Raw genomic sequence first — 25,145 nt, 5'->3', positions numbered from 1 at the left:
ATAGGGAGAGAGATGATAAGATGCCGTTCCTTGCTGACAAGCAACGCTGATTCTTTCTAAGGTCTGGTCCGTACTTCAAAAATTTCATTTTCAGCGACGGCAAAAACTTGATCTGTTCTTTTAGGACGAATGACGTAACCGCCCGTAAGACTTCCAAACGCGGGAAGCGTCAGACAATCTTTTTCGAGATGAAAACACGGAAGTTTCATTCTTAAAGGTCCTTCGTGAATAGAGACCAGCGGATGAGTATGTCCTTGAATCTGAAAGAAAGGCGAGCTGCGATACTTGTGTCCGTGCGTGAAAAGAAACGGCGGATATTCCAAATCTTCGCTGACCATGTGGAACGGGAAATCCTTTAACAGCTCGAAGGCGTTTCTTTCGTGATTTCCCAGAAGCAGAGTCCAATGAACGTTGCTGTGCCTGTGGAAAAACCTGTGCAGATCGCGGAAGACGAGTTCGCTGATGCTGTGTTGTGTGTGAATCCAATCACCGAGGATGACGACTTTTTCAATATGATGTCTTTCAATCAGAAAGCTCATTTTGTCTAAATCTTCGCGGTGGGCTCCCGATGGCAGTGGAACTCCGGCGTGTTGATAGCTTTCCGCTTTCCCAATATGGATATCTGAAAGACCTAACAATCTTTCTTTATGCCAATGAAAAGCTTTTTCTGGAAGAAGTTCAATTTCTTCGCTCGCGAGTTGAATCTTCATTTTTCTTTTCCCAGGATTTTTTTAGTCGGGCGATTTTCGATTCAAGACTTTCATTAGACAATTTACCGATAGCCAGATTTTCAACAATAAGAGGAAAGGCCAAAGGTGAAGGTGAGTCTAAACGCACCCATTCTGTCTTCATGGTTTGCAATCGGCGCAAAGTTTTTTTGATTCGACTGCTTTCTAAAGAATTCGAAAGCACCTCGTCCAGACTTTGCTTTATTAGTAAATTGTTGGGTTCATGCTTTTTAAACACGTCATATAGGAGTGAGGAGCTTATCTGCAATTGTCTTCCAGTCTTTGGAGATCCGGGAAATCCGGTGAAAACCAGCCCCGCAATCTGAGCGATTTCGCGGAATTGGCGCTGTGAAAGTTGTCCAATCTGCAAAGACTGACCTATTTCTTCAATCAGTTGATCTTCGCTGTAGAAATCATCGTCGAATAAGTCTTGAAATCCGTAATTAACGGGGCCGACGATCTCGAATCCATAGTCGTTCACTGAAAAAGAAAAGGTCGTGGGTTTTCTTTGAGCGAATCTATATCCCCAAAGTTGCGCCAGTCCTTCGTGCACGGATTTTCCCTCGAAAGGATAGACGAAAAGATGTTCTCCTTCTTTAGAATGCCAATTCTCTATCAGAAAAGTATTTTCGTCGGGAAGTATAGACAGCTCTTTTTGAGTTCCTAATAAAGGCCGAAGGAGCTTATCAAGTCGTGGATGCTTCATGGTGAGAACTTCACGAAGAGCTTGCCCTAGTGTTTCTGAAATGGGAAAGCGGCCGCCGTCCCACGAAGGAATCACATTTGTAGTGGCTTTGCTGGCCTTTACGTAAGCCGTCATGTCTTTGAGTAAAACGAACTCGAGTTTCTTGCCGGCAAATTGAAAAACGTCGCCTTTTTTGAGCTTAGAAATAAAATTTTCTTCGACGGAGCCAATACGGGATCTGTTCGTATAAGACACGCGAACGGATTCTCTAGAGACAATAGTGCCAATACTCATCCGATGGTGACTGGCGACACGAGAATTTGCAGGTCGATATTTGCCGGTCTCTTCGTCATACGTGAGTTTGTGAAATTGCGGGTAGGACTGCAGTGTTTCCCCGCCTTTAGTTAAAAACTGGCGGCACCAGTTCAGTTCTTCGGGTGTGATGTCTGAAAAAGAATAGGTCTCTTTCAATGATAGCCACAGCTCATCTAAGCGCAGTCCCGGTCCGCAGGCCAACGTCATCATGTGCTGCAATAGCACGTCGATGGGTTTCTTTAAAGGGCGTCGGGGCTCGATGCGCTTGTCTTTTAAGGCTTTCTTTACGGCTTCTAACTCTAAAATTTCCCAAGAGTTTGTAGGTACAAATAGCAACCGGCTTTTACCACCCGGGCGATGGGCGGAACGACCTGCCCTTTGAATCATGCGCGCGACCATCTTCGGACTTCCGATTTGTACAACACGTTCGACAGGTTGAAAGTCGACACCTAAATCCAATGAAGAAGTGCAGATCACCCATTTAAGAAGCCCTTCTTTAATTCCCTCTTCGACGGCCTCGCGCTCTTCTCTTTCTAAAGAGCTGTGATGCAAAGCCATGAGAGGTTCCATCTCGGGTTTCATCGAAAGAATTGTTTCGAACCATTTTTCTGCTTGTGAACGCGTGTTCGTGAAAATCAAAGTCGAGACATCGGGATCAAGTTCTTCTAAAAGAGATTCTTTCAGGCTTAAACCTAAGTGTCCGGCCCAGGGAAAGCGGTCGATTTTTTTCGGAAGAAGCGTATCCAAATCCAAATTTCGGTCCGAGCCTCCCGAAATTATCACCGGCTCTTGCGCGCGACCGACGGCAACTTGAGCGGCTTCATTAAGGTTTGAGATCGAAGCCGACATCGCCCAGGTTTGAACCTCGGGGTTGAGACTTCTTAGATAAGAAAGAGACAGCTCAATAAGACTGCCTCGTTTACTGGACATCAACTCATGCCACTCATCGAGAATAACGACTTCAATGTTTTTTAGAATGTCTTCGGCATCTAACTGTGAAATGAGTACGGCTAAGGATTCTGGGGTCGTCAGCATTAAGTCGGCGGGTTCCTTCAATTGCTTTTTCTTTGCCGACAAAGCCGTATCTCCGGTTCGGGAAGCGATTTTAAGCGGCCATTTTTCCTGTTGAATGGGTTCTAACAGAGCAAGCTCCAAATCGCGCGTGAGGGCGCGAAGGGGAGTGATGTAGAGAGCCTTTAAGCCTTTGCGCGGTTTATTCAGAAACTTTGCAAAAGGGCCCATAGTGGCGGCATAAGTTTTTCCGGAACCGGTGGGAATGTGTAACAGGCCCGATTCGCCTCTTAGGAAGGCTTCCCAAGCTTGAACCTGAAACGGAAAAGGCTTCCATTTGCGGTTCTTGAAAAAATCATGGATGGGCTTTAACTCCTTCATGATTTCCCTGCGGCGTCTAAAAGTTCTCGCGCTGTTTTTAAAGTGTCGGCATCATCGGGCTTCTTATCTTTACGCCATCTCAAGATCCGGGGGAAGCGCACCGCCAGTCCCGATTTGTGTCTTGTGGATTCTGATATACCTTCGAAAGCGATTTCAAAAACGTGAAATGGCTGAACCGATCTAACAGGTCCGAATTTTTCAACGGTGTTACGACGAATCCAATTATCAAGCTCATCAATCTCAGTCTGGTCTAATCCAGAATAGGCTTTTGCAAACGGTGTAAGCTCGTGTTGTTCATTCCAGAGTGCGAAAGTATAGTCCGTGTAAAGATTGGATCTGCGGCCTGTGCCAGCCTGGGCATAAAGCAACACGGCATCTAAAGTTAATGGCTCCACTTTGTACTTCCACCAGTTACCCGTTTTTCGTCCGACCGTGTAGGCGCCATTCCAGTGCTTAATCATCAATCCTTCGGCATCATTTTCTCGCGCATTAGCGCGCAACTGATCTAATGCTGCAACGTTTTCTGCGTGCAGAATTGAGGAAACGCGAATATTCGGATGCTTAATTTTCGCTAAGGCCTTTTTAATAAACTCTTTTCTTTCACGTAAGGAACGATTTCTAAGATCGACACCTTCATATTCAAGACAGTCATAGACAATATAGCCCGCCGGTTTTTCTTTCAGAAGAGCGGCGCTCACCTTCTTTCGTCCCAATCTTTTTTGTAGGTCTTGAAAGGGTCTAATGCGACCTTCTGCGAAAACTAGGATCTCTCCATCTAAGACGGTTCCGGGTTCAAGCTTTTGTAATTCCGAAGCGACTTCGGGAAAAGCGTGAGTAATTTGCTCTTCACCCCGCGACCAGATCCAGAGTTTGTCTTCGCGGCGAATGACTTGAGCTCGAATCCCGTCATATTTCCATTCTAAACACCAGTCCTCCGAGTTGAAGGAGCTTTCGCTGCGATCACTCCAAGCATGGGCTAGGCAAAATGGATAAGGCTGAGAAAAGTTGAGCTCTGTTGGTTCTGCAGAGATTAGCTGCTCAAAAGTTTCTTTACCGGGTTTAATATCTCCGGTCAGTCGGTGCGCCACTTGATCAGTGGGAAGAGAGTATACTTCCGCGATGGACCTAATCACGAGTTTGTCACTCACTCCCACCCGGAAGGCGCCTGTTATAAGTTTATTGAGAATAAAGACCTCTTGGTAAGTCAGGTCTTGCCACCATTCCAGAAGCCTTTCGGTTTGTGCGGGATCGTCTTTCAGTGAGGCTAAATTGGGAATTTCCTTTTCAAGCCACTTCGTGAGTGATTTCTGTTTGGAAGAAGATTCTTCTCGGCAGAGGTTGAGTGAGTGCGCAAGCAAACTCAATGTTTCTGCGGTATCACCCACGTGATGATAACTTTCATCGTACAGCCATTCTGGATACTTCGTGGCCTCTAAAAATAATTTTCTTAAATCCCGCGATGTAAGAATGCGTTTCGATATTTTTCCGGTAAGAACTAAAATTGCCCACATTGCATCGTCTGCTTTGGCTCTTTCGAAGTACTTTTTAAGAGCAGAGACTTTTTCATTCGTCGATGTCGTGGAATCCAATTCATCGTAAAGTTGTGCGAAGGCTCTCATGAAGCCTCCTCTTCGGCGGTGAACTGTGTTTCAAAGAAGCGAACACTTTTGCCTTGCTCTTCTAGGAAGCGGGCAAGGACGTCGGTTCTTCCGTGAGTCAAAAAAATATCTGAGGCTCCTGTTTCTTGGATGGTCTGATTGAGCTCGTTCCAATCCGCGTGATCAGAAAGTGCAAAACCCTTTTCATAACCCTTCCTTCTGCGCGTTCCCCGAACTTGCATCCATCCGGATAGAAAAGCTGTTTGTGGCTCTTTAAATCTTTTCATCCATGGAGAGCGGTGTGCTGAAGGGGGAGCAATGATAAGATCACCCTTAAAGTTATATCCTTTTTCCTTGGACATAACGGACACGGTCGGAAGCATTGCAATCCCAGCATCGCGATAGATTTGTGTAAGGCCTTCGACCGCTCCATGAAGATAAACGGGTTGATCGGTGAATCTTTTAAGTTCTGCCAGAATTCTTTGCGCTTTTCCTAAGGCATAGCAGAAAATTAAGGTCGGTCTATCCAGATCCGATTGCCACCAATCGAAGATTTTTTTTGCTGTGACCTCGCCTTGATCCCATTTATAAACCGGCAAGGCAAATGTTGCTTCAGAAATAAAAGTGTCACATTGTTGAACCTCAAAAGCGTCGCAAGATGGATCCGGCGTTCTTTTGTAATCACCTGATGCGACCCAAACCTGATCTTTGTATTCTATACGCACTTGAGACGAGCCCAGAATGTGTCCCGCAGGATGGAAACTCACCCAAACAGAACCCATCCGAAATTTTTCTCCCCACTTCTTACCTTCGACGTGCAGGCCTTCGCCCAATCTTGATTTGAGCAATGCTAAACCTCGTTCGGGAGCATAATAGATTTTGGATCCCCAGCGGGCATGATCGGAATGTGCGTGCGTAATCAGCGCATGGCGAACAGGGCGCCACGGGTCTATATAGAACTCGCCTAAATCACAATAAAGTCCCTCGGGTGTTACGCGAATAAGATCCATTTATTAAGCGTAACACCGCGAAAGAAAACGTCCTATGAAAGGACGCCTGTGTTTTGGCAGCGATAACTATTCGGGAAGAAGTCCGTCTGGAACTTGACCATTTGCAATGGCTTTTGCAATTTTTAGATGGTCTGGGTGTCCTACGATATTCACCACTTCGTTAAGTGGCAAAGGCTCGGGATTCGGAATTTTTGTTTTTTTCAAATCCATGATGCGGCGATAGCTGTCTTCAAGACGTTCTTTGGATAAAGAACCCTGAGCTGTTGCCTCCAATACTGCTTCGTAGGCTTGTGGAGGAACCTCAGGATCGTTGCAGTAAAGAAGTAAGTCGACACCGGCTTTGAGCGCGCGCACTGGAACCTCTGTAATTCCATAGTGCTTCGTCATCGCCTTCATTCCTAAGTCATCAGTGACGATCAATCCTTTGTAGCGGCATTCATCACGAATGATTTTTTGAATAAAAGTTTCAGACAACGTCACTGGCCAATCAGGATCAATTTTTGGGAACTTAATATGTGAAGTCATCACCATATCTACGCGAGCTTTAAAACTTTTTCTGAAAGGAATAAGTTCACAAGCTTCAAGTCTTTCAAGATCCAAGTTTTCAACGGGAAGATCTTCATGACTATCCACAATCGTGTTGCCGTGACCAGGAAAGTGTTTTGCGCAAGTGATGATTTCAGATTTGATATAACCCCGCACCAAGGCGGAAGCATGTTTTGCGACCAATTCAGGATCACTTCCGATCGAGCGGTCTCCGATGACAGTGTTTGCTTGGTTCGTAAAGATGTCTACGCAAGGGGCAAAATCTAAATTAATACCGACAGCCTTCATTTCTTGACCCATGCGGTTTGCGAAATGAAAAGACACGGTAGGCGCATCAAGATCACCTAGTTTACGAAGGGGAGGCCAAACTGTGAAAGGAGACTTAAGACGATGAACTCGCCCACCTTCCATATCAATACCGATGAATAGCGGTGCTTTTTCAGTTTGTTGGTGGCGAAGAGATTGAATTTCAGCGCAGAGTTCGCGAACTTGTTTGGGTTCAGCCACATTTCGGCCGAATAGACAGACACCGCCGATATTGTTCTCTACGATAAACTTTTTTTCTTCTGCAGTCAGAGCATGTCCGGAGATTCCAATAAAAAAGTGCTGACCAATGATATGACTGATGCTGCTCATGAACTAGTTTCCTTTATTTTCCGCTTTCTCGGGCTGAGCCTTAATAATAATTCCTTGTCCCTGAGGAACACCCATTTGTTTGGAAGGAGCTGGCGCATTGGCTTCAGCTTCTTTGAGCTTCAAGGATCTATAAACAACATTAGCCTGACCCACCGGTACATTGCCAAACAAAGTTTTTAATAATGTGGCGCTGTAAGGAAGATTTGCTGTGGCCTCAGAGGGATTAGCAACTAGTTCGGTAGTAATCCCTTGCCCCATGGCGTTTGTTCCCAGAACTTCTCCACGGTCATTCACATAGCTTAAAAACTTCATGTCTTTAAATGTGTTGAGGATTTTAAATACTTTAAACCCATTAAAAGTTTCTTCCTTGCCAACCAAAGCTTGTCCTTTAGTGATCGCGGCGTCTTCTTCGGCAATGGCTTGGTACTCATAGTTGGTTTCCGAACGAAGTCCTTCTTTACTTTTTAACATCAGATAGACCAGGAACGTTGAAAGAAAGGTTCCTTTAGGAATCTTCTTTTCAATTCGCTGGGTTTTTCCTCCGGAAAGGATGACTCCGCTCATTGTGCCGTTCTTGAACTTGGCATCAATGGTCTTACTTTCTTTGCCAGCAAGATTTGTGTATTCGTAAGAAATGGGCGCTAGTTCGGAATCCGCTACGGCCTTCAAACTTTCAGTGACTTCTGTCGGCCCTTTTCCTGTTTTAAGGAAATAGGTAGAAATAAAATGCTTCTTTTTAGCGTCGAACTCGTAACGGCTGATCACATACCCAATATGCTGATCGTTCGAAAGAATTTTCGAGTAACCTTCAAACAGAATTTCTGCTCGTGCCGCCAAAGAAAAAACGGACACAGCAACGGCAAGGAGAACGGATCGGACCATCGTCGAGTTCCCTCCATAGAACTATGTCCAAAAGTCTGTCATCTCACTATAGAACAAGTCAAAGTTTTAGAGGTCGAGTTATTGCTTCGAGACGCCGACTAAGAGACAATGTTTAAACACAATGTTGAACAGACGAAGCACTTTCAATCAGAATTTAAAAAACCGCAAAGGTCAGGTCGCACTTTTCGTCGCGTTGATCTTTCAAATTCTGTTTTTATTTTTCGCGATGGTCATCAATGTTGGTTTGTTAGTTCATCACAAAATCAATCTGCAAAACTCCGTCGATCTTGCCGCTTACTACGCGGCTTCAAGACAAGCTGAAAACATGAATGCGATTGCGCACATGAATTATCAAATTCGTCAAAGTTGGAAACTTCTAGCTTGGCGCTATCGTATGTTGGGGAGTGCGGGGGAGTGGACTTATCACCCTTATGATAAAAGCACTCGTCAGCTAAAGTCGGGAATGCTTGATGATATAGTCAATACGTCCGACTCTATTGCTAATAATTACCAAACGGCTCCTGCTTTTTGCATCACATATATTCCTTTTAAACCGATGCCTCCGGGAGAGAATACATGTCGTAATATGGCCACGGGAAGAGCTACCAGACTTTGGGACGCTCCTGGGGTCATTGCGTTTCACCAAGCATTCTCAAGGCAAATTGACAGGGCCAGTGATGTTCTAAAAAGAAATGCGATTGAGCGCTGTAAGTATTTCGGCTCGTACAACTATTTGATGCTTGCAAAGTTCGTGGTTGGCTACAACCTGGATCAAAACAATCGCATGGAAGCTATCAAGCATCTTTCTAGAGCTACAAGTGGTACGAAGTCAGATTTCTACGACATTGACGGCCAAAGTGTAAAGACCGGAGTTGAAAAAACCTTAGCCAATAATTTAACGGCGGCGAATCGTTCGACTGTTCGTATGGACATGTTTAACTCTTTAGGGTCGGGTGATTGTAATGCCGAGGGATTAGCAGATGGTGCTCCCGCCAAGTGGCTCACACCTATTCGTATTTACCCCGGCTTTCGCTATATTGATACCCAGTGCGGTAACAATAATTCGATTAATATTATAGCGAAAGAGCACTCAAATAATCCGTATAGTTTCCCACATCATAAAAATGAAACTGAAATGAGTTCCTCCATCGATAAGATGGCTCAGTGGATTGGCTACCGAACTGACTTGAATGATAATTTCAACTTTTCTATTGGTGTGGAAAAAAATCCTTGGTGTATGGCTTACACAGGGGTGTCTGCAACCACACAACCCAAGATTCCTTTTTCTCCACTAGGTGCGATTACGCTTAAAGCGCGCGCTTTCTATAAACCCTTCGGTGGACGAGTTGGTCCTTGGTATTATAAAAATTGGAATCGGGGATCTCGTTGGTCTGAAGGTAATCCCAATGACAAAACAGATCCAAACATGGCCCCTCGAGTAACGGACACCTCCGCACTTTCAACTATCAGTGAAAGCGCCGAAGGTGCTGAAAATCGAGCTGCTAATTATAGCCGTTTTATTGGGGATAAATTTGGTCTCAAAACTTATAAGATGCTTGGTCACTACGGTAAAGCTATCTACGAATTGGATTCGGGTTGGAGAAATGGAACTGCGCTACGTGACGACTCAGCTACTAACTCCGTTTATGACGGGGTTGACGCCCCGAACTTTGCACACTGGGATGACCTCCCCTTTGATTTTATCAATCGAGGCGGCTCAGGTGATGTCATGGCATTTGATAGAGCAGCAAATCGCCCGTCACCAATGCGGATCTTAGAAATGGCGGCAATTCTACCTGATACTTTCGACACGGCCTACTATTCGATTGAACCCGATTTTTATCACAACTATTTTCTTCGCTTAAAGAATGGGTTCTTTGCGGGGCCGGGATCTGCATTTACCAGCAATCAAGATCTGCGTCCTGACCTTGGCTATCGTAGAGGGTACCGACAAGGAGCTTACGACTACGAAAAATTTGGCGTCAAAGATCAGTTTCAAGTTATCAACGATCCAGGGGATCTAGTAAACACGAAAGGCTTAGTGAAAGAGCAGTTTACATTTACTTTGAGTGACTGGAAGCATCTTCTCACATCATGGGCTCCCGTCGGTTTGAACAACTATTCCTTAGATACAAATAAGTTTGGAAAATGCACCGATCTTCCAAAGGGGGCTGATAACAATGCTCCTAATCCTCCAACTCCAGGAAACTGTGTGATGGGTGGAACTACGGGATACGCCGTTAAGATGGTGTCGTCAGATTATCTTCGCTCTGCTGATTTGAAATTGGGTGGAGAAGCTTCTGGCGCTGGCCCGCTCTTGAATCCTCCACCTCCAGACGACGAATTCTAAATAAATTTATCTAGAGCGTCTCATTCTGATACGCCAAGAAAATACTCAAGAACGGTAGACCTTTGTCCGAAAAGTGAGACATAGGGGAATCTCATGAAAAGTCTATTTATCACCTATATATTATTGGGCTCGATGAGTCTCTATACTCCTCATTCTTTTGCAAATGATGGTGCTCCGAAAAGCCCTCCAACTGAAGCAAGTGCAGGTAGCGGCGGTGGTGACCCTTGCGCTGATACCGATGATGATAAAGCAAATGCGGCACCGGCTGGATCCGGGGTCACCTCGGGTGGTATTAGCGGTTCAACTCCAGATAAAGACTTAGCAGGTAAAGGAAAAAAAGAAACCTGCAACCAGATGAAAAGTATGATGGAGAACCTGAATGCCAATATTCAGGGTTACAAGCAGGGCGGCCTCGTTAATGATCAATATGAGCAAATTAAAAAGGGTTTTGAGCAGTACACGGGATGGAGACAATCTTGCTTAAACAATCACTCTCGTGCTTCAACTGTATGCCTTGAAGAATACAGTCCTGATCTTGCATCTACAGCATCTAATATTAACATTCTGCTTTCAACCTTAGGCGGGATGGCTGTTAACGATGCTTGTAGTGGTTTTGCTAAAGCCATGGATATCGCAAAAGCGGGTTTGACTGCTTATACATCTGCTTGTGGTGTAATGAAAGCGGGCTGCGGTGTTTCGTGTGTAAAAGCCCGTTCAGGCTTAGAGGATATGCAAAAGTATGCGGCTGCTGCAGAAAAAAGTGCGCAGTGTGCGCCCAATCCGAATCCTGGACAAACTCAATTATGTGAATCGTATAAAGCCTCTTATCATAATGACCTAAAAAATATCATGCAATATGTGAAACAAGAGCAAGAGAAGGGTGACAAACGCTCGATCTCTGGAAAAGTCAGTCTTTGCACTGGCAAGTACGCTCAGCTATTAGCCTCTGCAGGTTCGGGTATCATGTCCCTTGCAAATTCAATGAAGCAAGGTCAGAAGTGTGACGAAGACACAAGCGGTAGTACCACTCCAACCACAACAGCATCCACTGAAGAAAAATGTAAAGTCGCTGCCAATGCAAATTTGCCAGAGTGTATTTGTTTGGCAAATCCCAGAACTCCGGGCTGTTCTAACAACTATGAAAAACCAGGTGAAAGTTCTGTCGTTGGTGGCGTAGGAACAGGTTCGACTGATAAATCAAATATCTCAGGTGACCGCAGTGTTGCCGGTCTTGGCGGCGGAAGCATTCCAGGGCTTGATTCACCAACAGGTGGAGCAAGCGGTAGCGGCGGCGACAGTGGTGGTATGCCCGGCGCACCTTCAGGCGGTGGCGCAGGTTTAGGTGGCGGCGGTGGTATCAGTGCCAGCGGCGACAAACCTTCTGAAGCGGCGGCAAAAGGTCTTGATGCAAATATTCTTGGCGGCACCGGTGGTGGCGGCGGAGGCGGTGGCTTCGGCAGCTTCGGTGGTGGCAGCGGAGATAAATATCGCGCATATCTTCCAGGCGGAGCGAAAGATCCAAGCAAAGGTGTTGCGGGACAACAGCAAGCTTGGAAAAACGAAGTGACGGGCCAGGGTGGTAAATCCAACTGGGAAAAAGTCAAAGAGCGCTACCGTGATAATAAAAACACTCTGTTGAATAACTAGGGGGCACGAATGACTAAAACATTCTTAAAATACATCTGTGCACTAAGTGTGGGGCTCTCTTCGAATGTGGCATTCGGGGGTGCAGCAACTGTAACTCCGTCGGCTGCAACGCAAAAGGGACCAGGAACGGGAACTAAAACCGGCTCTGGAGCATCGAATGGTATTGAAACAACGGGTGGTGGGCAGCCCTCCGTCAATGACTCTGCCGATAAAACAAAGGATTCAAATAGCGATGGTAAGGCCATGTCTTTCCTCACAGGCGGGATGTTTATCGCGATGGGAACGGCGGATATTTCTGCGGGATATAGCTCTTCTCCAGTGGGTTGGGGCCTAGTCGCAAAAGGTGTGATGGAAGTGATGTTGGGCCTTCTTTCTATGAAGCAAGGGGGAGCCCACGGTAAGTCATCAAATATGGCAGGCTTAACCGGTTTTGATACCGATGGTCTCGGAGATCTAAATACTGGCGGTGGAACTTACGATCCAAGTGATCTAGGTGAAACTGCTAAAGACCCACACACCGCTGCAGTTGCAAATAACATTAAGAAACTTGAAAGCATGGGCGTCTTAGACGCTAAAAAAGGAACTGCGACCGTAAACGGAAAGACGTACAAGCTTTCTGACTTCGCTTCCAAAGAATCGATGGCGGCCGCGGGGATTCCTCCAGGCGCGATTGATGGTTTGATGTCGCTCGCAGGAGCCATCGAGAAAAAAGCCGCAGAAAAAATGGAAAAGCTAAAACTTGGTTCAAAGACAGCAGCGAACGGGTTTGAAGAAGGCGGCGGCGGAGGTGTCTCTGGCTCCGGTCCTTCGGAGTCTACAGACGACAGCACGGCTGGTGGTGCTTACGCGAGTAATGATGGTGCAGGTCGCGGTGCTTTAGACCGTGATCCTTCAAGTCTTGCGGGAATGCAGAAAAACTATAATGGTGAACCGATCGGTGTCGCTGCTGACAGTATCTTCTTAATGATGACTCGAAGATATAAAGTGAAAGAAAGCCAAGAGTCTTTCTTCACGGATGCGGAACTGGCACTGCAAAAGTAATTAAAAAATCGAAAAATAGAAAACGGTGCTCTGAACAAGCACCGTTTTTTCATTTAAATACTTTCCAGCAACAAAGTATTTGCGATCTGAGTTCCCGCGCTGACCTGAACACCATCCCCTACAATCACGTTCTCTAACTGGCAACCCGACGCGACGGAACTTCCACTTCCAATACAGAAAAGACCTTGAATCTTTGAAGAGATATCAATCTTTGCACCTTCAGAAATGACTCTTTGTCCGCCAAATTCAGAAGTCACATGAACAGGTTTTGGAGCATAGTCTTGGATGTTTGCGGTTAACGCCTTTTTCTGAAAAGAATCTTCTGCCGCCGCCAAATAAGAAAAACATTTTCGGCTGGCTTCCAGAAAGTCCCCGGGATTTCCGGTTTCAAACCAACTGCATTGAAACGGAAAGGCTTTGACGACGTGACCCTTTTGAATAGCGACGGTCAAAGCATCATAAAGAATGTTGGATTCACCCTCTAATGGAATAAACGAAAATACTTCTTCAGAAAGAATTTGAGCACCTACAAAGTGCCAAGCCTTCACGCTTCCCTGAATAGGTTGTTTTCCAAAACCTAACACGTTGTTGTTAGCATCTGTCCAGACGCCACCAAACTGTGTTCCAACCCCTGGATGGTCCATCACCATCAATGTTGCGATGGCTTTCGATTGTGAATGCAAAGAAATGGCTTTATTAAGAACGGCTGAATCTTGCGGAAGAATCACTTCATCCGCATTCATCATAATAAAGTCGCCGCCGCCTTTGAAGTGATCGCGAGCCTTACCCAATCCGCCACCACTGCCAAGAATGGCTCCGACTTCGTTCGAAAAATGCAGGCTTTCTGCTTTGTGTGGAAGTCTGTGGAAAAGTTCGTGGATTTTCTTTGGCAGGTGATAAGTATTCACCACGAGCTTATTAATACTAATTTCTCGCAGGAAACCTAACGAGTGAGCCGCCAAGGGAATCGTCAAAAACGGAATCGCGGGCTTGGGTAAAATAGTGGTATAGGGACGAAGACGGGTGCCTTCGCCAGCCGCGAGCAACATCACGTTCATAGTGATTCGTACTTTCTTTCTAAGGCGCCAGAATCAATCAAGACATCCGCAAATGTTTTGTATTCTGGGAACTCATTGATCGCCTTCATCACGCGACGAAGTGTCCCTGAAAGATATTTCAAATAGCGACGGTCTTGGCGCAAATGGAAGAAGCTAGCGAAACTTCCGCAAGCTTTGAAGCAACGTTGAATCGATTGAAGTTCATAGATGCGATCAAAGTGTTCGCGCGAGAAATCTTTTGGCAGGTACTGCTTGGATTGATCCAAGTAGTAATTAATTAGCTTATTCGCCATTTCGTCGTTCATGTCGACGTAAGAATCGCGCATCAGGCTGACAAGATCGTATTGAATCGGTCCTAAACGCGCATCTTGAAAATCGATCACGCTCATTTGATCCAGCTTAATCATCAGGTTGCGAGAATGGTAATCGCGGTGAGCAATGCGTTTAGGCTCTTTATCCAAGCGGGTGCAGACATCTAAAAAGATATCAGAGATTTCTTTTTGCAGCTTTTCGTTGAATGAAAACTTCAGAACACCATGGATAAGGTTGTCCTTACCATAGTTCATTTCCCACAAGAACTTTTCAGTATTGAATTCGATTTTAAAAGCCGTGCAGTCCGATTTATTCAAAGTGGCAGGATGATGAATTTTTACGATCTCATCGACGGCCATCTGATAAAAATCCATCGAAGCTTCTTGATGCTGGCTTTCCCAGAATTTTCTTTCCAAAGTCAGATCACCGAGGTCTTCCAGAAGAACCAATCCCTCTTCCGGGGACATGGAAACCACCTGGGGTACGTGAACTCCGTTTTTAGCAAAATGATTTAAAACGCTTAAGAACGGATAGTTGTCGGGCTGAAAAGGTTCCCAACGCATGAGGACCCATGATTGATTGTCCAAGACCACGCGGTAATAGCGACGGTTGGAAGCATCTCCAGCTAAAGAGAAGACTTTATAGGAATCGCTTTGCAGCGAGCGAGAAAGAAATGGAACTAAGTATTCATCATGAGTGACCATAAGAAAAATTCTCACAGACACTCAGATGATTATCAAGAACTAAACTTTTAGGCGTCGATCGTGGAATCTTTCATAAAAAAGAGTTCCAGGACTTCCTTAAGACCCTGAGTCGTCAGAGGAGCGCGGTCCACTTCAAAACAGTTCACAGAAAGTTCATCGACAAGATCTGAGGCCAAATCTGAGCGAGTCAGCTCGTCCAAAGTTACTGCGGAACTCGTAATTATTAGAGGCTCTTCTGAAGAGCGCTCTTCAGCGATGTAATCCATCAAAAGTTCTTGTTCAGCCGCATTGAGCTTCTCAACATTCTCCACAAAGATTGTCATCGCACCCATTTTCGCAATGTCTTGCGCAGAGTGCAGCTGCCCTTTGATATCGTTGAAAGGAACAAAAGCCCAGCGTCCCGTGATTTCGTGAAGTTGAAGGGCTACTTTCTTATTGGTGTTTTCAGAACGACCTTCAAGATGGATAAGCTGAGAAATCAGCTCCGTAGCTAGACCTTCGTTGAGGTCTAATTCGGTATCACTTAAGATTTCATCAATAGATGGCAAAGGGTCTTCGCCAAATAAAGCCACGTTATCCAAAGTCAGGTTGGCTTTGCTCAGCTCTAAAAGATTCGACTCTTTTTGATCGAGATACCATTTGTACATGGCTGGCTCTAAAACCATGCGCACTAATTGCGCCACCCCTTGGCGTTTTTCTGCGTTGAGATCATCGGCGGAAGGAACAACGGCTGTTCCTAAGATAGATCCGTTCACACGAATCGGAATGTGAAGATCACGCCCCCGCGTGAACACATCTTCCGCACTAAGCTCTGCCAGATCCATCAACTGACGAACCTGTAAACCCTTCCCATAGCGGCTGGCGAGAATTTGCTTCAATCGATTTACGAATGAGCTATCCAATGTTGAGTTCTGCATACCCACGTACCCCTTACACTCAAAACCCATTAATACAAGACTAGTGCCAAGTTTTGGCGCTTAGGTGATTTACCCGTAATTTCATGGGCTTAAGCTATAAAGGTGATTAAAAAAATGGCGGCAAAAAGAGGTCTTAAAACCCGCTAAGTTTCGATCATACCAGTAAAATATTTAGGGTGGGTGCGGGGAGTGTCACTGTCGTTTCAGAAAAGAAAAAGGACTCTGTTTTTAGCAGAGCCCTTTTTTGATTCATTTAGAATTTCAAGAATTAGCGAGCAAGCTTACGCTTATCAAGACCGTATTTTTCAACTTTCATGATAAGACCAGCGCGGCTGATACCCAATTCTTTAGCAAGTTTGGATTTGTTCCAACCTGTGCGGCGAAGACCTTCACGGATCATTTCGCGCTCTAGATCTTCCAACGCATCCTTCAACTTACCCTGCAAACGAGAACCTTGAACCTTGTTCTTTTCGCCTGCTTCCAAAACTTTTGGAGAAAGCAATTCTGCCATCAACTTCGTTTCGTCGCCGGAAAGAACACAAAGTCTTTCGATTTCATTTTGCAATTCACGCACGTTACCTGGCCATGGATAATCATACAATTTTTCCAAAGCACGTTTCGTGATCTGACGTTTTGGTCCACCTTGTTGATCGTGGATCTTACCCAAGAAGAAGTCCACTAGGAATGGAATGTCTTCTTTTCTTTCACGAAGAGGCGGAACGCGGATGTTGATAACGTTCAAGCGATAGTACAAGTCTTCACGGAAAGTGCCTTGTTCAACCATCTCTTTTAAGTTACGGTTTGTCGCCGCAACGATACGCACGTCGACTTTTCTTTGTTCAGTCGCACCCACCGGAGTGAATGTACCTTCTTGCAATACGCGAAGAAGCTTCACTTGCATTTGTGGAGACGTATCACCGATCTCGTCCAGGAAGAATGTTCCTTTGTCAGCCATCTCGAAAAGACCTTTTTTATCTTTAAGAGCGCCCGTGAACGATCCTTTAACGTGACCGAAAAGTTCTGATTCTAAAAGGTTGTCATTGAATGCAGAACAGTTTTGGATGATGAAAGGTTTGTCTTTGCGGTTTGAGTTGTAGTGGATTGATTTTGCAATCAACTCTTTACCCGTACCGTTTTCACCTTGAACAAGCACTGTTGAATCAGCACCTTTGATTTTATCCAAAAGAGCATACAGTGATTGCATTGGTTTCGATTTACCAATCATGTTGTCGTACTTAAAGCGATTGCCAAGTTCTTTATTCAATTCTTTGATGCGATCTTCACGAGAAGAAATCTCTAAGTGAAGAGTCACGATCTCTTGAGCCACCAGTTCACAGAGCTCGCTGAAGTGAGCGCGTTCTTGATCGTCCAAGAATTTCAATTTGCCCAAACATTTTTCGATAACTTCGCCGGACAAGCCAAAAGCCGCCAAGCGGTCACGAATCTCAGATAAACGAGCCGTGTAGTTAGAGTCGCGGAAGAAGCCCATCGCAACAACCGTACCTACACAGTCATTGTCGATCATGATCGGGAATACACCCGTGTCAAAACCAACCATGTCCCACTTGCGAAGGCTATAGCGGTTTTGAGAAGTGCGAAGATCATCCAAAGATTTTGTTACTAGCTCAGCAATGCTAGCTTGACCCGCTTCTTTCTTAACGAGAGCCGTGATAGCAGGATTGTTGAAGGTGACTTTATCAGAGTCATAACCTTTCAAAGCACCGCGCTCGTCAGTGAAGACAACGTCAATGTTCCACCATGCGCTGAGAATCTGTTTGAGCTTGTTGATCACATGTATATGTTCAAACTCATCCCAATTAATCATAAGTCCGTTCCTTTCAGTTCAGTGACGAAAAAAGTGTCAAATCTTTTATCGTCAAGAAAGTAGACGAACTTTAGGTGGGACTGTCTAAAATGAGTGCGAATCTGGCAAAAGGCCAGATTGCGTGTCTCAGAGTGAGATTTAGGTGTGTTGAAGGCTGTGAAAACGGAAGTATTCGCCCTGCTGGCCTAGAAGATGAGTATGATTTCCAACTTCGACGATCTCACCGTTCTTCAAAACGACGATCTTGTCAGCTTTTTGGATAGTCGATAGACGGTGAGCGATCACAAGGGCTGTACGGCCTTCCATCAAATGATCTAAACCTTTTTGCACTTCGATCTCGCTTGCAGTGTCTAGAGCACTGGTAGCTTCATCCAAGATCAGCAACGGAGCATCTTTAAACATGGCGCGCGCAATACTAATACGCTGCTTTTCGCCGCCAGAAAGAAGGTTGCCGCGATCGCCAACACGGCTTTCATAACCTTGAGGCATCTTCATAATGAAGTCGTGGGCGTTAGCCAATTTTGCCATCGCTAGAACATCGGCGCGGTTTCTATTGTAATCACCCGCCCAGATATTCTTTTCGATCGTGTCACTGAATAGGAACACATCTTGAGTGACAAGGGCCACGTTACGACGCAAGTCTTTTAGGTTCAAATCTAAGATATTAATATCGTCGATCAGAATTTCACCTGAAGTCGCATCAAAGAAGCGTTCAAGCAAGTTCACGATCGTGGATTTACCGCTTCCGCTGGCGCCAACCAGAGCGACAACTTCGCCGCGATTGATCTCAAGATTGATATTCTTAAGAATCATATCTTTACCGTAAGAAAAGCTGACATTGCGGTAAGTGATTTTTTTCCAGTTCTTCGGAAAAGGCTTATTCAGCGGGCTTTGTGGAACTTCAGAAGGATCTTCGATAATAGAGAAGATACGCTGTACAGAGATTGTAACCTCTTGAATACGAACGTAAGCCTCTTGCACACGCTTGATCGGCTGATTGATCATCAACAATGAAGTTAAGAATCCGATGAATGTACCCGGCGTTGCTCTTCCTGCGGCCACTTCAAAGCTTGTGTAAAGCAGAACGCTTAAAAGAATAATCGTCGCGATAAATTCAGTTGCTGGACCCGCAGCTTCCTGGCGTTTGTAAATAGTCTTGCGAATGTCCAAGTACTTATTGGAATCATCGATAAGGCGTTTGGCCATATCTTTTTCAAGGTTGAAAGATTGAATGATGCGAACTCCATCCAAGCTTTCCTTGATTGTCGAAGTCATATATTCCAAAGCGTCTCTTTCCTGTGGAATATATTTTCTCATACTGCGAGAGATCGATTTCAAAATCGCCGCAATGAAAGGGACCGCAATCATTGTTCCCAACGTCAGCTTCCAGTCGATGCGGAAAAGATTCGTAATAAGTGCGATCAATAAAAGAGGATGCAAGAAGATATCGGCAACAACACGCAAGCCATCCTGAATAGTGCGGATGTCATTCAATATACGGCTGATCAGGCCACCAGAACCAGCATGATAGTTATTATGGAAAGATAGATTTAAGCTCATGAATTTTTGCTGAAGCTTTTGACGGATGTTTTGCACCACGCACTCAGCAACGTAATTCATAAGGTAAATATGATAGTAACGACCCACGGCCATGACTAAGGCAAGTCCCAACGCTAGGGGAACTAAGTTCATGATCTCATCATGTTTTGAGCCAGAAAGAGCATCGAACAAAGACTTTGTGAGGAAGGCAAACTGAGCAGCCGCTAATGCGTACGCAATCCCTGTGACGGCCACGATGGCGATTGTTTTTTTGTACGGTTTCAGCTCGGCAACTAACTTCTTAATCTCAGGTAACATCTTATTCCAACTTTAAGGACCTTTTTGGTCTTCTAAATAGCGCTTTAAATACTGGCCGGTCAGACTTTTTTTGGTCTTCATGATGTCCTCAGGAGACCCCACAGCCACTATGTTTCCGCCTTTTTTACCCGCTTCAGGCCCCAGGTCAATGACATAATCAGAACCACGAATAACATCCAAATTATGCTCAACCACGACGACACTGCCGCCAGTTTCAATGAGTTTGCTTAGAACCTTCATCAAAAGGTCGACTTCACGGAAATGCAGCCCTGTTGTCGGCTCATCTAGAATGTAGAGCGTTGCCTTCTGATTCACCTGAGAAAGCTCTTTAGCAACTTTCAAGCGCTGAGATTCCCCACCACTTAATGAGTTCGCTGGCTGGCCCAATTGAAGGTAATCCAAGCCCACTTCCTTAAGGACACTCAAAGGCTTACGAATGTTCGGGTGAGCCACGAAGAAATTCATAGCTTCATTCACGGTCATCGACAGGATTTCGTGAATATTCTTGTTTTTGTACTGAATTTCTAGAATTTCAGGGCGGTATTTTTTGCTATCGCAGACATCGCACGGAATAACAACGTTATCCATGAACATCATATCGATCTCTTCATAACCCGTGCCTTTACAAGCAGGACAGCGTCCTCCATCAACGTTCAAACTGAATGTTCCAGGAGTGTATCCACGAGCTTGCGCTTCTTGCGTGCCAGCCATGATTGTACGAATGGCATCAAAAGCTTTAAGATAAGTGATCGGCGAGCTGCGCGCTGATTTACCAATCGGAGATTGATCAATCAAAAGCACGTTCTTAATATGCTCTGTGCCTTCAAGGCCTGCGTACTCTTGCGCCGGAAGATATTCTAAATCCAAAGCGCGCGCCAATGCAGGATAAAGTGTCTTCGTTACTAAGGTCGATTTACCAGATCCACTGACGCCAGTGACTGTGACCAGACGATTGAGCGGAATCGTCACATCTAGATTTTTTAGATTGTGACCTTTGGCCCCTTTTAGTTCGAGCTTCACCTTGTAGGAATCAACATCCACGGGTCGAGAGACGCGAAGTGGAGCTTTATTTTTATCCGGTTTTAGATAAGGAACGGTGACCGACTTATCAAAGTCATAGAAGTCTTCTGTCGCCCCAGAGTAAACGACTTCGCCACCAAGGTAACCAGAGCCAGGTCCCATTTCAATAATATGCTCGCTGGATTTAATAACATCGTGATCGTGTTCAACGATCACCAATGTATTACCAAGTTCTTTCAGATCTTTAAGAATAGAAATCAAACGATCGTTATCTCTAGGGTGAAGGCCTACAGTCGGTTCATCCAGGACATACAAGGCTTGCGACAATCCCATGCCTAATTGATTCGCTAAAATCAAACGTTGGTATTCACCACCAGAAAGAGTTCTAGTTTCCCGACTTAACGAAAGATAGTGAACTCCCACTCGCATCAGGAATTCAAGACGGGAGCGAATTTGTTTTAAGACTTCGCCCGCAAGCTCCTGATGATGAGCCGACACTTCCAGTTTTTGGAAAAACTGATGAAGGTCTTCAATCGTCATTGTTGAAAGATCGTTGATATTTGCATTCGCCACTAAAACGTTATTCGCTTCAGGACGAAGGCGCGCCCCTTTACATGTTGGACACAAGAAAGGACTGCGGAAGCGCGAAATGAAAACGCGCACATGCATTTTATATTTAATCTGATCTAAGTACTCAAAAAGACCACGCACGCCGAAGAATTCTTTATTCCCATTCCAAATAGTATCGCGTTGCGCTTTGGGAAGATCTTTCCACGGAGTGTGAACATCGATCTTCGCTTTTTTACAGTAGCTAAGAAGCTGTTTCTTTTCATGCGCGGCACTAGGCATCCAGAAAGGACTCAAAGCCCCTTGTGCCAAACTCATATTGGGGTTCGGAATGACTTTGCCTTCATCGATATCCAGCGTGTTTCCAAAACCTTTACATGTCGGGCAAGCTCCGATCGGAGAATTAAAACTGAAAAGACGAGAGCTTAACGGTGGTGGAGTGTATCCACAGACAGGACAAGAAGATTCTTCGCTCACTTGCAAGCGTTGACCTTCAGTGGTCAAGATTGTCGCACGACGAGTGATGTTTGTCGTATTGTACTTAATACTTGCTTCGTAAGCTTGAGTTAAAGAGTCCGCGATACGCCCATGTTCATCTTCGTTAAAGCTCATACGATCAATGACAAGATAGAACGTTTCTTTCGGAAGACCTTTTTTAATGGCCGCCGCATCACCAATTTCGACCACCGTGCCCATTTCTTCGTGAGTCAACCCACTGGGAACAACGGGAGCCGCCGGTACAAATTCAGGTGTCGCACGTTTAGAAGCTTTTTTTGCGGATTTTTTTGTCGCTGCTTTTTCAGGAGCAGGTTTCGTATCTGTTCCTTTCGGAATATAGATACGCAAGTAACCATCTTGCAAAAGAAGGGAATGAAGTTTTTTGCCTTCAGCAACACGTCCATCTTCACTGATCTCGACTAAAATGTAACCGCGCTTGCCGGAAAACTCTTTGATCGTTTTCGCCGTGGCTTCCGTCACACTTTCTTTTTCAGTCGGGCAGTGATGAGTCGGGCAGTAAGATTTTCCGATTTTTTCATAAAGCAGGCGCAGATAGTCGATGATCTCTGTTGTTGTACCTACAGTAGATCGCGAACTCTTCACCGTGTTTTTTTGTTCAATCGAAATAGCTGGCGGAATATTGCTAATGCCTTCGATGTCAGGCTTTGGGGCTTTATTCAAAAACTGTCGAGCATAGTTCGACATACTTTCGATGAAGCGGCGCTGGCCTTCGGCAAAAAGAGTCTCGAAGGCAAGCGAAGACTTTCCTGAACCACTGGGGCCGCAAATCACTGTCATAGATCCGACAGGAATTTTAACCTCAATGTTTTTTAGATTGTTTTGTTTCACCCCCCAGAGGTGAATATCTTTCATTCAGAGAGATCCTGTTTGTAAAAGTCTGTTGCTTCTTCTGCTTTGCTTGAAGAAAGAGTTGGTTCGGTTCCTTCAACAAAGGCCTGACGAATAATTTTTTTAGTAGAAGCTGAAGCCAGTTTTCCGGTGTCAGCGTCGATATTAGCAAATACGATACCTTCAGGAACCGGGAAAGTCATCTGAGGAAGTCCCTCATGAGCGGCTTTCATGTAATCTACCCATATAGGTAACGCCGCACGTCCACCGACCTCGCCTTTACCAATACTCTTTTCTTTGTCAAAACCCACCCAAACGCCTGTCGCGATTTGTGGGCTGTATCCGATAAACCACGCGTCATAGTAGTTGTTTGTCGATCCCGTTTTTCCCGCAACCTCACGACCGACAGCGCGAGCTCTTCCACCTGTACCACCAGCATCTTCAACGACACCCTTCAAAAGTGTCGTCATCACGTAAGCAGTTGTGGGGCGAATTAGCTGATCTGCATCTTGGAAGAAGATACTTTCATCTAGTTTCGCGTGCTTAGGATCTTTCTTTTTAAGCTCTTCGACTTTGGCTGGATCGTTCACGATCTCCATATAAGCCTTGCGACGAGTTTCAAATTCGTCGTTGATTGCTTTGATTTCTTTTTCAAAACGAGTGTCCAGGCTCATTGTGTTTAACAATGATTTACCTTGAGCGTCTTCCACCTTGTGAATCAACAGCGGAGAAATTCTTTTTCCAAGGCGACCGAACTCAGCAAATACTTTTGTCATTTCATATAAAGTCACGCTGCTTGAACCCAGTGCCAACGTGAAGTCTGGATTCAGTGGAGAATAGATTCCCAAGCGTTTGGCATAATCCATGGCCCAGGGAACACCAACGTCTTCAATGATTTTCACCGTCGGGATGTTCAATGATTTCACCAAGGCATTGCGGAACATGATATCGCCACCGAAACTTTTCGAGTGGTTGGAAGGTTTCCAGACTTTTGGATCACCTTGTCCCTCTGAATCATCCGCCGCGCCACCTTCTTCATAAACGATTGGCGCATCCATGATCGGAGTTGCAGGTGTGTAGCCTTTTTCTAAAGCCGAGGCATAGACGATGGCTTTAAACGCCGAGCCTGTCTGACGAGGAGCTTGAATTGCACGGTTGAATTCACTTTTTGCAAAACTAGAGCCGCCGACCATCGCGACCACATCTTGTGAATCTTGGTCAAAAGAAATCAATGCGCCTTCTACTAGGGGCTCTTGATCTAACTCTAACGCAACAAACTTATTGAAATCAGGAAGGGCTGCTGTTGGTTTTTTCTTCGCATTCGCTAAACGGTTTGAAGAGAATTTTTCGGCAACAACTTTGACCAAGATCACGTCACCTTTATTCAAAGCCTGTGACGGCTTTTTAATTGCGCCTAAATCATAGCGAACTTCCGTGTCAGGCTTACGAGCCCAAGTCATCGAGTCAATATCAATAAGACCCTGGCCTTCAGGCAGCTTCACCGTCACCAAACCGGTGTCATCATTTACTTCTTGAACTACACCTTGCACAGTGTCTTTCACTTTGATGTACGCTGGAAGAATTCCTTCTTTCGTATCTTTAGGTGGAACGATGTCTGCAAATTTTCCGTCCGGCAGAATAGTTCTTTCAGGAGTGAAGTCAGAAATTAATTTTTTCTGAGTTTCTTTTAAGAACTCTTCAACATCTTCAGCATCAGTGATGTTTTTAATCGGTCCGCGGTAACCTTGGCGTTTATCTAAACCCTTTAGGCCCGCAAGAACTGATTCTTGAGCTGCCAATTGTTTTTCTAGATCTAAGCTTGTGTGAATACGAAGGCCCTTATCAAGAACCATGTCTTCACCTAGCTGAACCACTAAAAGCTGACGAACAGTTTCTAAGAAGAACGGCGCGTATTCTTCGTAGTTTTCGCGAACGAAAACTTTCACGGGTTCTTTGATGGCCGCTTCAGATTCTTCTTTTTTCACGTAACCCACTTCAGCCATACGGCGAAGCACGTAAATCTGACGCTCTTTCGCGCGCACCGGGTTGCGAACCGGGCTATAAGCACTCGGTGCTTTAGGTAAGCCTGCAAGAATAGCAGTTTCAGATAAAGTCAGTTTACTCGCGGGTTTATGGAAGTATGTCTGGGCTGCTTGTTCAATTCCGTAAGCACCTTGCCCGAAATAAATTTGGTTCAAATAAAGGAACAGAATGTCTTCTTTGCTTAAGTTCTTTTCCATCTCGATCGCCAGTAAGATGTCACGAACTTTACGAGTTAAAGTTTTCTCGTCCGTTAAAAGAAGTGTTTTAGCAACCTGCTGTGTGATCGTCGATCCCCCTTGAACGGAACGGCCTGCACGTAGATTGGCTAAAGCAGCACGGAAGATGGCTTGAGGATTGATCCCTTTGTGTTCAAAGAATTGATCGTCTTCCGCTGCCAGAAAGGAGTTCACGACATGTTTAGGAATCTTATCGTAAGGGATAAGTGTTCTTCTTTCGCGAAAGAACTCGCCAATCTTTTTTCCGTGGCGATCATAAACTTGGCTTACCAAAAGAGGTTGATAGTCTTTGACAGTAATCAGTTGTGGAAGACCGGATTGAACGGATTTAACAATAAGGTAGGCGCTAAGAATTCCGATGAGGCCAAGCGCGACAATAAACAGGGCGATCTTTTTTAACACGAGTGGGGGCTCCTTTAATAAGCCCCC

Annotated in this window: 16 protein-coding genes; 3 read left to right on the top strand and 13 right to left on the bottom strand. The window is 45.2% G+C overall.

Annotated features, from left to right (window positions below):
* Positions 1–56: 56 nt before the first annotated feature.
* The 6 genes from pdeM to ACLWBD_RS16995 all read right to left on the bottom strand — a co-directional run bounded on the left by pdeM (position 57) and on the right by ACLWBD_RS16995 (position 7,792).
* A complete protein-coding gene (gene pdeM / locus ACLWBD_RS17020; RefSeq protein ID WP_413569077.1) occupies positions 57–710 on the bottom strand; it encodes a ligase-associated DNA damage response endonuclease PdeM in 654 nt (217 codons plus the stop codon).
* Positions 679–3,120, bottom strand: coding sequence for a ligase-associated DNA damage response DEXH box helicase (locus ACLWBD_RS17015; protein WP_413569076.1), 2,442 nt, complete (start codon positions 3,118–3,120; stop codon positions 679–681). The genes pdeM and ACLWBD_RS17015 overlap by 32 nt, the downstream gene beginning before the upstream one ends.
* Positions 3,117–4,739 carry an ATP-dependent DNA ligase gene (locus ACLWBD_RS17010; RefSeq protein WP_413569075.1) on the bottom strand — a complete coding sequence of 541 codons (1,623 nt, stop codon included), beginning with the start codon at positions 4,737–4,739 and terminating at the stop codon, positions 3,117–3,119. The genes ACLWBD_RS17015 and ACLWBD_RS17010 overlap by 4 nt, the downstream gene beginning before the upstream one ends.
* Positions 4,736–5,728 carry a ligase-associated DNA damage response exonuclease gene (locus ACLWBD_RS17005; RefSeq protein ID WP_413569074.1) on the bottom strand — a complete coding sequence of 331 codons (993 nt, stop codon included), beginning with the start codon at positions 5,726–5,728 and terminating at the stop codon, positions 4,736–4,738. Before ACLWBD_RS17005 ends, ACLWBD_RS17010 begins: the two co-directional genes overlap by 4 nt.
* A 66-nt stretch (positions 5,729–5,794) precedes the next feature.
* Positions 5,795–6,910 (bottom strand): beta-N-acetylhexosaminidase, encoded by a 1,116-nt coding sequence (nagZ, locus tag ACLWBD_RS17000; protein WP_063205540.1) that lies wholly within the window; start codon positions 6,908–6,910, stop codon positions 5,795–5,797.
* Positions 6,911–6,913: 3 nt separating this feature from the next.
* A complete protein-coding gene (locus ACLWBD_RS16995; RefSeq protein WP_413569073.1) occupies positions 6,914–7,792 on the bottom strand; it encodes a hypothetical protein in 879 nt (292 codons plus the stop codon).
* 121 nt (positions 7,793–7,913) lie between these two features.
* Between ACLWBD_RS16995 and ACLWBD_RS16990 the strand changes: the two genes are divergently transcribed.
* The 3 genes from ACLWBD_RS16990 (at position 7,914) to ACLWBD_RS16980 (ending at position 12,830) form a co-directional block, all read left to right on the top strand.
* Positions 7,914–10,142, top strand: coding sequence for a Tad domain-containing protein (locus tag ACLWBD_RS16990; RefSeq protein ID WP_413569072.1), 2,229 nt, complete (start codon positions 7,914–7,916; stop codon positions 10,140–10,142).
* A gap of 93 nt (positions 10,143–10,235) precedes the next feature.
* Complete coding sequence (locus tag ACLWBD_RS16985) at positions 10,236–11,789, top strand: hypothetical protein (protein WP_413569071.1); 1,554 nt, start codon at positions 10,236–10,238, stop codon at positions 11,787–11,789.
* A 9-nt stretch (positions 11,790–11,798) separates the two neighbouring features.
* Positions 11,799–12,830 carry a hypothetical protein gene (locus ACLWBD_RS16980; RefSeq protein WP_413569070.1) on the top strand — a complete coding sequence of 344 codons (1,032 nt, stop codon included), beginning with the start codon at positions 11,799–11,801 and terminating at the stop codon, positions 12,828–12,830.
* A 53-nt stretch (positions 12,831–12,883) separates the two neighbouring features.
* On the opposite strand, the gene ACLWBD_RS16975 is transcribed toward ACLWBD_RS16980, so the two are convergent.
* The 7 genes from ACLWBD_RS16975 to ACLWBD_RS16945 form a co-directional block, all read right to left on the bottom strand.
* Positions 12,884–13,888, bottom strand: a complete 1,005-nt coding sequence (locus ACLWBD_RS16975; protein ID WP_413569069.1) for a sugar phosphate nucleotidyltransferase — start codon at positions 13,886–13,888, stop codon at positions 12,884–12,886.
* Complete coding sequence (locus ACLWBD_RS16970; RefSeq protein WP_253720790.1) at positions 13,885–14,919, bottom strand: aminoglycoside phosphotransferase family protein; 1,035 nt, start codon at positions 14,917–14,919, stop codon at positions 13,885–13,887. Before ACLWBD_RS16970 ends, ACLWBD_RS16975 begins: the two co-directional genes overlap by 4 nt.
* A 32-nt stretch (positions 14,920–14,951) precedes the next feature.
* Positions 14,952–15,821, bottom strand: coding sequence for a hypothetical protein (locus tag ACLWBD_RS16965; RefSeq protein ID WP_413569068.1), 870 nt, complete (start codon positions 15,819–15,821; stop codon positions 14,952–14,954).
* Positions 15,822–16,089: 268 nt separating this feature from the next.
* Positions 16,090–17,646, bottom strand: coding sequence for a sigma 54-interacting transcriptional regulator (locus tag ACLWBD_RS16960; RefSeq protein WP_063205532.1), 1,557 nt, complete (start codon positions 17,644–17,646; stop codon positions 16,090–16,092).
* Between the two features lie 138 nt (positions 17,647–17,784).
* Positions 17,785–19,503, bottom strand: coding sequence for an ABC transporter ATP-binding protein (locus ACLWBD_RS16955; RefSeq protein ID WP_373998514.1), 1,719 nt, complete (start codon positions 19,501–19,503; stop codon positions 17,785–17,787).
* Between the two features lie 12 nt (positions 19,504–19,515).
* The gene (uvrA, locus tag ACLWBD_RS16950) at positions 19,516–22,461 is read right to left on the bottom strand and encodes an excinuclease ABC subunit UvrA (protein WP_413569067.1); all 2,946 of its coding nucleotides are present in this window, start codon (positions 22,459–22,461) and stop codon (positions 19,516–19,518) included.
* The gene (locus ACLWBD_RS16945) at positions 22,458–25,118 is read right to left on the bottom strand and encodes a penicillin-binding protein 1A (protein WP_063205529.1); all 2,661 of its coding nucleotides are present in this window, start codon (positions 25,116–25,118) and stop codon (positions 22,458–22,460) included. The genes uvrA and ACLWBD_RS16945 overlap by 4 nt, the downstream gene beginning before the upstream one ends.
* Between the last annotated feature and the right edge of the window lie 27 nt (positions 25,119–25,145).

Source organism: Bdellovibrio sp. HCB117 (assembly GCF_047305915.1).
Lineage (GTDB): Bacteria > Bdellovibrionota > Bdellovibrionia > Bdellovibrionales > Bdellovibrionaceae > Bdellovibrio > Bdellovibrio bacteriovorus_B.
This window is presented reverse-complemented; position numbering and strand designations above follow the sequence as displayed.